At 68.5% G+C, this 12,194-nt stretch carries 7 protein-coding genes; 1 reads left to right on the top strand and 6 read right to left on the bottom strand.

Translation table 11 applies throughout. The features are described from left to right. Positions 1-441 precede the first annotated feature (441 nt). From ACP5M5_RS02955 to purD, 3 genes are all read right to left on the bottom strand, one after another. Complete coding sequence (locus tag ACP5M5_RS02955) at positions 442-4,509, bottom strand: translocation/assembly module TamB domain-containing protein (protein ID WP_427935441.1); 4,068 nt, start codon at positions 4,507-4,509, stop codon at positions 442-444. Beyond that, the gene (locus tag ACP5M5_RS02950; RefSeq protein WP_427935439.1) at positions 4,509-6,287 is read right to left on the bottom strand and encodes an autotransporter assembly complex protein TamA; all 1,779 of its coding nucleotides are present in this window, start codon (positions 6,285-6,287) and stop codon (positions 4,509-4,511) included. The genes ACP5M5_RS02955 and ACP5M5_RS02950 overlap by 1 nt, the downstream gene beginning before the upstream one ends. An 84-nt stretch (positions 6,288-6,371) precedes the next feature. Beyond that, positions 6,372-7,652 (bottom strand): phosphoribosylamine--glycine ligase, encoded by a 1,281-nt coding sequence (gene purD / locus ACP5M5_RS02945; RefSeq protein ID WP_427935438.1) that lies wholly within the window; start codon positions 7,650-7,652, stop codon positions 6,372-6,374. A 67-nt stretch (positions 7,653-7,719) separates the two neighbouring features. Between purD and xseA the strand changes: the two genes are divergently transcribed. Continuing rightward, entirely contained in the window at positions 7,720-9,126 is a 1,407-nt protein-coding gene (xseA, locus tag ACP5M5_RS02940) for an exodeoxyribonuclease VII large subunit (RefSeq protein WP_427935437.1), read from the top strand. Positions 9,127-9,171: 45 nt separating this feature from the next. Here xseA and tldD read toward each other — a convergent pair whose 3' ends face one another. Genes tldD through ACP5M5_RS02925 form a run of 3 tightly spaced genes read right to left on the bottom strand, consistent with a single transcriptional unit; the run spans position 9,172 to position 12,175 of the window. Then, entirely contained in the window at positions 9,172-10,611 is a 1,440-nt protein-coding gene (gene tldD, locus ACP5M5_RS02935) for a metalloprotease TldD (protein WP_427935436.1), read from the bottom strand. Continuing rightward, on the bottom strand, positions 10,608-11,657 hold the full coding sequence (locus tag ACP5M5_RS02930) for a COX15/CtaA family protein (RefSeq protein WP_427935435.1): 1,050 nt from the start codon (positions 11,655-11,657) through the stop codon (positions 10,608-10,610). Before ACP5M5_RS02930 ends, tldD begins: the two co-directional genes overlap by 4 nt. After that, a complete protein-coding gene (locus ACP5M5_RS02925) occupies positions 11,654-12,175 on the bottom strand; it encodes a gluconokinase (protein WP_427935434.1) in 522 nt (173 codons plus the stop codon). Before ACP5M5_RS02925 ends, ACP5M5_RS02930 begins: the two co-directional genes overlap by 4 nt. Positions 12,176-12,194 lie beyond the last annotated feature (19 nt).

Below are 12,194 nucleotides of genomic sequence, written 5' to 3'. Positions count from 1 at the left end.
CAGTTCCTCCCGAAAACGTCAATCCGCGCCCCGCCGCGATGAGGGAAAAGAGATCGTCCCCGGTGACGGACGGGCTGACGGTTGGGAGGGACAAAACGGCGGAACCGGTGATCGTTCCCGCTAGCGCCGGCGTAGCGGCCGCAAGGAACGGGAATGCCGCCAACATCGTTGCCGCATATACCGGACCCGCCAGCGAGTGCCGCATCCGCGTCAAAATCGAGGTTTTCATGCCACATACCCCCACACCGACAGCCACTTCAGCCACCTCACCGCCTCCTGGCAGACCAGCGTGGCTCGCAGCTTCTCGTTTTTCTAGATTAATTTCGGCGCCAACTCAAGAACAAGAAGACGATCGTTCAAAAAATTTTAATCATGCATGGATTATGTGAACGCTCCGTGCCGGGCAAGATAGTGACGATTTTATTAAACTTGTTAGTCATATTAATATTGGAGCTGATAGCTCAGGCCGACGCTGTTGGCGCCGTAGCCGCTGCCGGCGGTGGTGTCGAGCTTGACGCCCCGCCCGAGATTGACCTGCAGCTCGGCCTGGGTGTCGTTGGTGCCGGTGGTGCCCTGCTTCGCGCCGAGATAGACGCCCGGGGCGATGTAGCGGCCGGCCTCCAGCGTCGGCACCGATTGCGCCGCGCCCGGCCCGCTCGCCGGGCCCGGCGTCTGATTGGTCGGCGTGCCGACGGTTAGGCGATCGAGGCCAAGGGAGCTGCGGAGACTATCCATCGCCCCGCTCGGCCCGGCCGCGCCGGAAAGCTGCGCGACCCCGGCGGCGATCTCGGCCAATTGCAGCGCGCTGAGCTGCGACGCCGATTGCCCGAACAGGAGATGGGCGAGAATATCGTCCTGTGGCAATTCCGGGGCGCTGGTGAGGGTGATTTTCGGCGCTGAGGCAAAGCCGCCGACGGTCAGCGTCGCCGAAACATTGCCGTTCGAGCTGGTGGCGACGAGGTTGAGCGCCGGGTCGATACTATGCCCGCCCTCGAAGCCGATCGTGCCAGAGGTGAAATTGAGCGAGGTGCCGCCGAGACTGACGAGGCCGCGCCGGAGCGTGAGCCCGCCCTTCACCGCCGGCGCGCTGGCCTCGCCGCTGACATCGAGGCGGCCGCCGAGTTCGGCGTCGATGCCGCGGCCATGGATGAAGACAGCCTCCGGCGCGATGATGGCGAGCGCGAGGGTGATGTCCGGACCGCTGGTCGAGGGCTGCGCCGGTGGTGGTGGCGCGCCGGCGCGCCGGACCTGAAGGGTTGTGACCGTGGGCGGCAGCGAATCGGGGATGGTGATTTCGGCGCGCTTGATCGTCACTGTGCCGCCGAGGGCGATCGCCGTCAGCGCCGCGCCGGAGATATGAAGGTCGCTGTCGAGCCGTTCGGTGAGCTGATCGGTGGTGATCGGGCTCGCGTTCTGAGCGCTGAGCTTGAGATCGAGCGGGATGTTTGGGGCAAGGGCGCCGATCGTGCCGGAAGCGGTGATGGTTCCCTGCCCGGCCTTGGCGGTGAGGTTGGTGATGCGCAGAGTCTGGCCGCTTGCGTCCAGGCGGGCGGCGATGGCGCGGAGATCGAGCCCCTGCGCGAAATCCCTCGCTTCGCCATCACTCAGCGTCGCGCGGCCAGAGAGCGATGGCGCGACACGGGTGCCCGAGATGCCGGCATCGAGCGCGAGCGCGCCGGTGACGCGCTGGCCGCCGGCAGTCAGGATGGGGTCGAGGAGAGCGAGGTTGAGCCGCCCGCGCGCGGTGAGCGCAAAGGCCCCATCCGGGTCCATCGGCACCGCGCCGGCGACCACGAGATGGGCATCGCGGCCGGCATCGAGGGCGCTGTCGAGCTGGATTTTATGGCCATCGAGAGCGGCCTTGGCGCGAAGATCGGCGGGCGGCATTGCGCTCGCCGGCCCGCTCGCCGCATGTAGGCCGGTCGCTGTCAGCGTGACCGTGCCGGACGGCCGCGCCGGTGCGCCGCTGAGATGGGCGGCCATGGTTACGACCCCGGCGCTGTTGGCGAGCTGCGGCAGGAATGGCGCCGCAAGCGCCGGGGTGAGATTGTCGAGGCGCGCGGTCGCATCGAGGCGCGGCGTGAGTTGGCCGGCAAGGGTCATGCGGGCAGCGCCGAGCCCAAGCGCGAGGCGGTCGAGCGCGATGCCGTCGGCGAATGTCAGATGCATCGGCGCCAGCAATTGCAATGTCTCGCCATGCCAAGACGCCGCGAGCGCGGTGAGCGCGACACGCTTGGCCGCGGCATCGAGGGTCGCGCTGGCGGCGGCGCTGGCCGGCGCACCCGCGAGGTTTTTCAGGCTGGCGTCGAGCTTGGCGACAAGGGCGTCGCGCTTGCCGGCAGCGGACAGCGTCGCATCGCCGGCGAGGCTGCCGGCGGCGATCCCCGCGAGGGAAAGCCGTGCCGAAAGCGCCGGCGCGCTGATTGGCGCGGTGATGCTGGCCGCAAGGCGGGCATGGGCGACGCGCGCCGTTCCCGCTATTCCGGCGTCGTCCGCGGTCAGATCCAACGTCGCCTGGTCTTGCTCTGCGGTCGCCGTCGCGGTCATGCTGCCGATGAGGTTTTGCCTGATGACGGGCGCAATGTCGGCGAGGCGGGCGAAGCGGAGCGTGAATTTCCCTGTCGGCAGGCTCGCGGCCGGGGAAAGCTCGGCCTGGCCGGTGCCGGTAAGGCTCTTCCAGCCGAGATCGGTGAGGGCGAGCCGGGCCGCGCCATCAGCATCGCGCGCGGCATCGAGGGCGAGATGGAGCGGCGCGCGATCGAGGGTCGCCGCAAGCGTGAGATGGGCGCGCGGCGCGGCCGGAAGGGATTGAGCGGCAACCTCTAATCTGAACGGCGTCTCTGGCAGCGGCGCCGCGCTAACGCGGCCGGCGACGCGTGCGGTGGCGGCGAGATCATCGAGCCGGCCGGCGACGTGGCCATGCCCGTCGATCGCGCCGGCGAGCGCCGCATTCACCGCCGCGAGATCGGCAAGCGCGAGATGCCAATCCCATCCCAGCGATCCACCAATCATCCCGCCCGCCGCGGCGAGCGATAGAGCCTGGCCATCGACGGTGAGCGCGGCTTCCGGCACGTCGCCGTGGGCGCGATCATAGCGCGCCGCCGCCGCGAGATGCGTCGTCCCAAGCAGCGCCGGGATCGGCGCCATGCCGCCCGCGATCGCAACGTCGCCGGCGAGATCGGCGCTCGCGAGGCCGGCGTCGGGAAGCGTTGCCGAGAGAAGGAGGTGGGCGCGGCCGGCGAGATCGACCGTGCCGATCGCTGCCAGCGGCGCGAGGTCGGGGAGATCGAGGCTCGCCGTCGCCGCGATCGGCCCGCCCAGCGTTGCTTGGGCCGCGAGATGGAGGAGGGGATGGTCGAGGGTGAGCGACGCTGGCCGGGTCGGCGCTTTCAGCGCGAGTGTGGCGGCGAACGTCAGCGGGGCGGTGGCGAGAAGATCGGGGGCCGGACCCGGGAGATGGATCGCCTCGAGGCGGCCATTGAGGCGGGCAGTGCTGGTGCGGGTATCGCCAGCGAGATCGGCGGTGATCGTCCCGACCCGCGCGCCCGCGGCGGCGAGCCCGTCGATCTCGAGATGGCCGCTCGACCGGGGTGCCGCAAACGGCCCCGTTGCCGTCGCCGCGAGGGTTGCCGCGCGGAACGAGACGTCCGGCGCCGGCGCCATCGCCGGGGCGTTGGCGGTGAGTTTCAGGTCGCCGGCGAGGTGATCGAGATCGATCTGGCCGGAGAGAGCGGCCCGGAGCGGGCCGGCGGTGAGCGTGACGCCGAGCGCCGCCGCTGTCCGTCGCCCGGCAAGATGAGCGGCGGCGGAAATGGCGCCGAGGCTCGGCATCTTGCCGAGGGTCGCGATCAGTCCGGAAGTCGGTTCGTCCAAATTCACCCGCGCCGTGACATCGGGCCCGGCGAGCGTGAGCCGCGCGGTATAATGCCCGGGATGGTCATCGAGCGCGGTGACATCGAGCGCGGCCTCGGCATCGTCGAGGGCGCGAAACCGCGCCGAGCCCTGGATCGCGAGCACCATCGCCTGACCCGCGACCGGCGCCGCGATCTCGAGGCGGGTGATCTCGAGCCGCGCGAGCACGAGGCGGACCGGAAGCGGCAACAGGCTGTGGCTCTGCGCGGGCGCGGGCGGGGGTGCCGGCGCAGGCGTGGCTTCGGGCAGTCGCGCGACGCTGATGCGGCCCGCCGCCAGCCGGGTGATCCGCAGCTCACGCTCGATGAGCGCGGCGAGGTCGAGATCGAGCGCCGCGTCTTCGATCCGGAGCCAGGGGCCATGCCCATCATCGAGTTCGAGGGCGCCGAGGCGCAACCGGTCGGGGAAGCGCCCGGTGAGCCCGGCAAGATGCACCATGCCGCCGGTGAGCGTCGGCGCATAGCGCTCGACCGCCTGCTGCCCGGGGCCGGTATTGAGGGCAACGCCGACGAGCGTGAGCCCCAGCACGAGCCCCAGCATGATGGCGGCGAATGCCGCCCCCATTCCGGTCGCAAGACGCCGCACGACGCGCCCCATCAGAATGCCTCCCCGAGTCCGATATAGATTTCGAACGGGAAATCCCCCGGAACCTGCACCAGCGGCACCGCGAAATCCACCCGGATCGGGCCGAATCCGGTGAAATAGCGCACGCCGACGCCGACACTCGGATAGGTCTGGCCGGTGAAGGGGGCGGGCTGCTCGCTCACCTGGCCGACGTCGAAAAATGTCGCGGCACCCCAGTTGCTGCCGATGCGCTGACGCAGTTCCACCGTGCCGGCGTCCATCGCGAGGCCACCGGCTGGCAACTGATCGGCGAATTGCGGGCTCGCCCATTGGTAGCGATAGCCGCGCATATTGGCGCTGCCGCCACCATAAAAGCGCTGATCGGCAGGCACCTGGAATTCGCTCGCGCCCCAAATGTCACCGACCATGGCGCGGAGCGCGAGCACCGTTCGGCCATTGCCGAGGAGGTCGATATAGGTCGAGGCTTGGCTCTGGCCGATGACGAAGAAGGCGTGCCCATCATAGCCGCCGAGAGAGGCGGTCGGCGTCACCTGCGCGGTGGCGCGCACGCCCTTGGTCGGCTCCAGCGGGTTGTTGGTATTGTCCCATTTCAGCCCGACCGGGGTGCTGAATAAGGCATAAAAAAAGCTGCTGTTGTTCTGACTGATCACCTCCTGCTCGAGCCCGGCGCCGATATTGACCGAGAGCGCCGGGGTGATCTGGCGCGTTACCGTCGAGGTCGCGTAAAGCGCAGTTTGTGTATAAGTATAAAGATATTGCTGCAACGCTGTGACATTGAAGGAAAGTGTCTGATCGATGCGCTGCCATTGCGGGATGGTGTAGGTGCCGCTCAAATTATAGCCGGGATACTGGGCATCGAGACCGCCGATTTCGTCGGCGCTCGCCGAGAGCGTCAGGCTCTCGCCATTGCCGAAGACGTTGCGGTCGGTCCAGGACGCGGTGAGGTCGGCGCCGAGATCGGTGGAGTAGGAGCCGCTGAAATTGATTGCATGGCGCGGCGCTTCGGTGGCGGCGAAATCGAGCGGCAACTGGCCGTTGGCATCGAGCTGGTCCGGCGTCTCCGCCTGCACCCCGGCGAACACCGGCAGGCCGGCGAGGATCTGGCGCTGCTGCTCGATCTGATCGGCGTCGTAGGGCATGCCTTGTTTCAAGGTGATCAGCCCCTCGGGGAAATTCGGGTTGACCATTTTCAGCCCCTTAAGCGTCACTGGCCCGAGATCGACGCGCGGGCCGGGATCGGCGTGGAAGCTGACATCGAGGGTGTGGGTATCGTCATGCGCGATCGCCTCCGGCGGCGCGACTTTGGCGAAGGCGTGGCCGTCATGTTTCAGGGCCTTGAGCAGCTTTCCTTGCCCCGCGAGGACGTCCGCGGCGATCGCCGGCTGGCCGGGCTTGAGGCCCGTCGCGGCGCGTTCGCTATCGGTCACCTCGCCGATGATATCGATCTTGCCGAGGTGATAGAGCGGCCCGGTGTCGATGCTGACCACCACCGGCGCGGTCGCTTTGGCGGGCAGGGCATCGAGGGTCGCGAGTAAAGCGGGATCGTCGAGATCATGCCCGAGAATGCTGATCGTGACTTTGCCCAAATAATATCCCTGGCTTTCGAGCGCGCTTTGAAAGCGGACGATATCCTGGCGGGCGCGGGCGATGAGGGCGAAGGGGCCGATCGCCGCTTTGCCGCGCAGCGAAATCAGGGTCGAGGACTGGCGGAGGAGGGCGTCGAGATCGGCCCGACCGGTCGGCTTGATCTCGACAGTGTAGGCGAGCGGGTCGGCGGCGCGGACGATCATCGCCGCCAGCAGCGCTAACGCGACGAAGAGCTGAAGGACAAAAGTTTTTTGGTTCTTTTTTACAAAAAAGAACAATTCCTTTCCCTACCCGCTGCCCGCCAATGCTCGCCAGCCGATGTCGGAGCGGCAAAACCCATCGGCGAAGTCGAGCCGGGCGATCGCCTGGTAGGCAGCGTCGTGAGCCGCCCGCAGGGTGTTGGCGGTCGCAGTGACGGAGAGGACGCGCCCGCCAGCGGCGATCAGCCGGCCATCGGCGGCGCGGGCCGTGCCGGCGTGGAAAATCCGCACCCCCGGCACCGCGCCAGCCGCCTCGAGGCCGCGAATTTCGCCACCCGCAACCGGCTTTACGGGATAGCCGCGGGCGGCGACCACGACGGTGATCGCTGCCTCCTCCCGCCAGCGGAGATCGACGCTCGCCAAATCGCCATCGCAGGCGGCGAGCAGGGCTGGGAGCAGGTCGGAGTGCAGCCGCGGCAGCAGCACCTGACATTCCGGGTCGCCGAAGCGGACATTGAACTCGATCAATTTCGGCCCATCGCGCGTCAGCATCAGCCCGGCGAAGAGGATGCCGCGGAATGGCGAACCCCGGCGGGCGAGCGCCGCCAATGCCGGGCGGACGATTCGCGCCATGGCGGCATTCTGGAGATCGGCACTCAGCACCGGCGGCGGCGAATAGGCCCCCATGCCGCCGGTATTGGGGCCTTTATCGCCGTCGCCGACGCGCTTGTGGTCTTGCGCCGCGCCGAGAAAGATCGCGGTCTCGCCGTCACAAAGCGCGAACAGGGAAACCTCCTCGCCGACGAGGCATTCCTCGATCACGATTCGCGCACCCGCGCCGCCGAGCGTGCCTTTCTCCATGAAATCAGTGATGGCCGATTCCGCCTCGGCGAGGCTGGCCGCGACCACCACGCCCTTGCCGGCGGCGAGGCCATCGGCCTTGATCACAATCGGCGCGCTCTGGCGGCGAAGATAGGCGCGGGCGGCGGCGGGGTCGTCGAAACTCTCCCAGACGGCGGTCGGGATCGCGGCTTCGGCTGCGATTTCCTTGGTAAACGTCTTCGAGCCTTCGAGCCGCGCCGCCGCGGCGCTCGGGCCGCAGCAGCGAATGCCGCGCGCCGCTAGCCGATCGGCAATGCCCGCAACAAGTGACGCCTCCGCCCCTGGCACCACGAGATCGATGCCGTGTTCGACGGCAAACGTCTCCAAAGCCTCGACGTCATCGGCCTTGATCGGCAGATTTTCGGCAATCTCGACGGTGCCGGCATTGCCCGGCGCGCACCAGAGTTTGGCAACCAACGGACTCATCGAGAGCCGCCATAACAGCGCGTGCTCCCGCCCGCCCGCGCCCAGCACCAGAACCCGCATTCTATCCCCTTCACCCCAAATCCGGCCGAGGCTTCACCTCTGGCGCGAAATCCTTACTCTCGCCGCCATGAGCGATGAAACACCCCCCCTCCTTAGCCCGGTCTCCAACATCCCGGAATATACGGTTTCGGAAATCTCTGGCGCCGTGAAACGGACGCTCGAGGGTAATTTCGGCCGTGTGAGGGTGCGCGGCGAGATTACCGAGTGCAAGCGCTACCCCTCCGGCCACGTCTATTTTGCGTTGAAGGACGAGGGCGCCAAGCTCGCCGGGGTGATCTGGAAATTCACCGCCCAGAAACTCGACCTCAAGCCGGAAAACGGGGTTGAGGTGATCGCGACCGGGCGGATTTCCGCCTACGCTGACCGCTCCTCCTATCAGCTCATCGTCGAGCGGCTCGATTATGCCGGGGTCGGCGCGCTGCTTGCGCGGATCGAGGCGCTGCGGGTGCGGCTCGAGGCCGAGGGGCTGTTCTCGGCGGCGCGCAAGCGGGCGCTGCCGCTGCTTCCGCGCGTCATCGGCGTCGTCACCTCCGAGCAAGGGGCGGTGCTCCAGGACATCCGCACCACGCTTGCGCGCCGCTTTCCGCGCCCGATCCTGCTCTGGCCTGTCCCGGTGCAGGGCGAGGGCGCGGCCCTTCGCATCGCCGCCGCGATCGAAGGCTTCGGCGCCCTGCCGCCGGACGGGCCGATCCCGCGGCCTGACGTGCTGATCGTCGGGCGTGGCGGCGGCAGCCTCGAAGACCTGATGGCGTTCAATGACGAGGCGGTGGTGCGGGCGGCAGCCGCCTCGCCGATCCCGCTGATCGCCGCCGTGGGGCACGAGACGGACACCACGCTGATCGATTTCGCCGCGGATCGCCGCGCCCCGACGCCGACTGCCGCCGCCGAACTCGCGGTGCCGGCGCGGGACGATCTGCTTGCCGACCTCGCCAACAAGGCGGCGCGGCTTTCCGGCGCGCTGACCGGGCGGCTACAGGCGGCGCGGCTTCGTCTCGCCCGCGCGGCGGCGAAACTGCCCGATCTGCCTTCCCTCCTCGGCACCGCGTCGCAGCGCCTCGATGACCGCGCCGGGCGGCTCGCCCGCGCGCTCCCCGCCTATCTCACCCAGCGTCGGAACCGGTTCGAGCGGCTCGCAACCGGGCTCGCTGCGGCGCTTCGCCACCTTGCCGCCGAGCGCCGCGGCCGCGCGATGCGAATCCTCGCCCGCCTGACCCCCTCGCTCCTTGCCGCCCGCCTGCGCGAACGCCGCACCCATCTCGCGGGCCTTGCCGCCCGCCTCGAATCGGTTTCCCACCGCGCCGTGCTGGCCCGTGGCTACGCCCTGGTGCGCGGCGAGAAGGGCCGGGTGTTGACCAGCGCCGCCAGCATCGGCCCCGGCCGAGCCATCACCCTCGAACTCCACGACGGCACCATCGCCGCCACCACCCATCGCGCCCGCCCGCTGCAGACCGAGCTACCGCTCGGGGACGGGTAGGGGAGGGGCGGGGGCGAGGACGAAAAACCTTATTTTTGATAGTTCTTACGCAGCCGTGCCGCCGACGGTCAGCGCCGCGAGCTTCAGCGTCGGCTGGCCGACACCGACCGGAACCCCCTGGCCGTTCTTGCCGCAGGTGCCGATCCCTGGGTCGAGCGCCATGTCATCGCCGATCATCTCGACCTTGGTCAGTGCATCCGGCCCGTTGCCGATCAGCGTCGCCCCTTTCACCGGCGCCGTCACCTTACCATCCTCGATCAGATAGGCCTCGGAGGCCGAGAACACGAACTTGCCCGAGGTGATATCCACCTGCCCGCCGCCGAAATTAACGGCATACAAGCCACGCTTGACCGAGCGGATCATCTCTTCGGCGCTGCTCTGGCCACCGAGCATGATGGTATTGGTCATACGCGGCATCGGCGCATGCGCATAGGATTGGCGGCGGCCATTCCCGGTCGGGCGCATGCCCATCAGGCGTGCGTTCTGGCGGTCTTGCAGGTAGCCGGTGAGGATCCCGTCCTCGATCAGCACCGTCCGCCCGCTCGGCGTGCCCTCGTCATCGACGGTGAGGCTGCCGCGGCGATCGGGTAGCGTTCCGTCATCGACCACTGTGACGCCGGGAGCGGCGATGCGGTGGCCGAGCAGGCCGGCGAAGGCCGAGGTTTTCTTGCGGTTGAAATCGCCCTCCAAGCCATGGCCGATCGCCTCATGCAGCAAAATCCCAGGCCAGCCGGCGCCGAGCACGACGGGCATCTCCCCCGCCGGCGCCGGGCGGCTTTCGAGATTGATGAGCGCTTGGCGCAATGCCTCGTCCACCGCCGCCCGCCAAGTATCCTCGCCGGTGACGCGGCTATAATCAAAGCGCCCGCCAGTGCCGAAGCTCCCGGTCTCGCGCCGGCCATTGCTTTCAACGACAACCGCGACATTGAGCCGCACCAGCGGTCGGAGATCGGCGACGCGGCGGCCATCGGCGCGGACGATCTGCACTGCCTGCCACTCCCCCGAAAGCGAGGCCATCACCTGCTTGACCCGCCCATCCTTGCCGCGGGCGTAATCATCGATCGCGCCGAGGAGCCGCGCCCGCGCCTCGAACGGCATCAGGAGCAGCGGATTGGCCTCGTCATAGAGGCGCGCATTGCTGCCCGCCGGCGGCGCGGCGGCGCGGCCGGCGCGGCCAGCGGCCACCGCGTGGACGGTCTCGGCGGCGCGGCGCAGCGCTGCCTCGCTGATCTCGCCGGCATGGGCATAGCCGGTCGCAGCGCCGGAGACGGCGCGCAGCCCGAAGCCGAGCGCGGTATCGAAGCCGGCGGTGCGGATATGCCCGTCATCGAGGCTCACCTGCTCGCTTTCGCGATATTCGAGGAATAATTCGCCGTCATCGGCGCCGGCGAGGGCTTCGGCGGTGAGGCGCTCGGCGGTATCGCGGTCGAGGGCTGCCTCGGCGCGCTCGAAAAACAGGCGGTCGGTCGCGGCAAGCGGGGTCATGGCGGATCCTTCCGGGCAGCAGACGAAACATAAACGGCGAAAATCGCTGCCGTGAGCAACGCCACGGCGCCGGCCTGATGCAGCACGGCGAGCGGCGCCGGGACGACGAGCAGAAGCGTGGTCACACCCAAAGCAAATTGCAAGAGAATGATCGCCGCCAGCGCCGCCAAGGCACGCCGCAGCAGGGGCGAGAGCCGCGCCCGCTGCCAGCCTCCGGCGACGAGCGTCAGCAGCGCGGCGAGCAGGGCGGTGGTCGCGAGCAGCCGGTGATCGAACTGCACGGCGGCGATATTCGCGATGAGATTGTACCAAAACGGGGTCAGCGTCGCATAGCCCGCCGGCACCCAACGCCCATCCATGAGCGGAAACGTGTTGTACTCGAGCCCGGCATGGAGTCCGGCGACGAACCCGCCGGCGAGGATGGTGAGCGCGACGAGAGCGAGCGTCAGACGCGCCCCGGCCCGCACCAACGCCGCCGGCTGCCCTGGCGGGGCGGGGATCAGTTCGGAAAACGCCGTCCACAAGACGGCGGCATAGAGCACGAGAGCGAGGCCGAGATGGATTACGAGGCGCACCGGCGCCACCGCCGTACTGTCGGGAAAAAATCCCGAGGCGACCATGAACCAGCCGACCGCGCCCTGCATCCCGCCGAGGACGAAAATCCCGACCAGCCGCCAAATCAGCCGCCGCGGGAGCCACCCCCGCCACCAAAACACCACCAAGGGGAGAAAAAACGCAACGCCGAGCAGCCGCCCCCACAGCCGGTGGACCCATTCCAGCCAGAAAATATGCTGAAATCCGGCGAGATCCATCCCTTCATGCAGCAGATGATATTGTGGGATCTGCTGATAGAGCGTGAACAATCGCCGCCATTCGGCGCCCGAGAGCGGCGGCAGGGCGCCCGAGAGTGGCGCCCATTCCATGATCGAGAGCCCGGAGCCGGAAACCCGCGTCGCCCCGCCCAAAACCACCATCACCCCGATCATCGCCGCGATCACGATCAGCCACAGGCCAACCGCGCGCTGTGCCGGCGAACCGCCGCTCATGCCCTGACCGCGAGCAGTGCCAAGGCCTCCGCGCGCATCGCCGCCGGCGGTTGGCTGGCATCGACCACCAATGGCGCCTCTGCCGGGTCAGGGGGCTCTAGGGTTGCGAACTGGCTTGCGAGCAGCGCCGGCGGCATGAAATGGCCGCGCCGCGCCGCCAGCCGCGCCGCGACCACCGCCTCGCTGGCTTGCGGGTAAATCAGCGCGACATCCGTACCGCGCTCGCCCACGGGCCCCAGCAAACGGTCGCGATAGGCGCGCTTGAGCGCCGAACAGGTGACAATCCCGCCGCCGCCCTGCGCCCGTCGCGCCGCGATCCAGGCGGCGATGCGACCCAGCCACGGCGCCCGATCTGCGTCCGAAAGCGCGATCCCGGCCGCCATTTTCGCGACATTCTCCGGCGAATGCAGCGCATCCCCTTCCTGGTACGGCCAGCCGAGAACGGTCGCAAGCCCTTCCCCGAGCGTCGTCTTGCCGACACCGGAAACCCCCATGATCAGAACGACGACGGGACGCATGCAGTCCAGGAATCCATTA

Source organism: Acidibrevibacterium sp. (assembly GCF_049965395.1).
Taxonomy (GTDB): Bacteria; Pseudomonadota; Alphaproteobacteria; order Acetobacterales; family Acetobacteraceae; genus Acidibrevibacterium; species Acidibrevibacterium fodinaquatile.
The sequence above is the reverse complement of the archived record's forward strand: the minus strand, read 5'-3'. Positions and strand labels throughout refer to the sequence as shown.

Bases quoted from the DNA above. Each gene is read 5' to 3' on its own strand.
- xseA (WP_427935437.1), top strand. From the start codon at position 7,720: ATGAGCGATGAAACACCCCCCCTCCTTAGCCCGGTCTCCAACATCCCG.
- ACP5M5_RS02925 (WP_427935434.1), bottom strand. From the start codon at position 12,175: ATGCGTCCCGTCGTCGTTCTGATCATGGGGGTTTCCGGTGTCGGCAAG.
- ACP5M5_RS02930 (WP_427935435.1), bottom strand. From the start codon at position 11,657: ATGAGCGGCGGTTCGCCGGCACAGCGCGCGGTTGGCCTGTGGCTGATC.
- ACP5M5_RS02950 (WP_427935439.1), bottom strand. From the start codon at position 6,287: ATGATCGTCCGCGCCGCCGACCCGCTCGCCTACACTGTCGAGATCAAG.
- ACP5M5_RS02955 (WP_427935441.1), bottom strand. From the start codon at position 4,509: ATGGGGCGCGTCGTGCGGCGTCTTGCGACCGGAATGGGGGCGGCATTC.
- tldD (WP_427935436.1), bottom strand. From the start codon at position 10,611: ATGACCCCGCTTGCCGCGACCGACCGCCTGTTTTTCGAGCGCGCCGAG.
- purD (WP_427935438.1), bottom strand. From the start codon at position 7,652: ATGCGGGTTCTGGTGCTGGGCGCGGGCGGGCGGGAGCACGCGCTGTTA.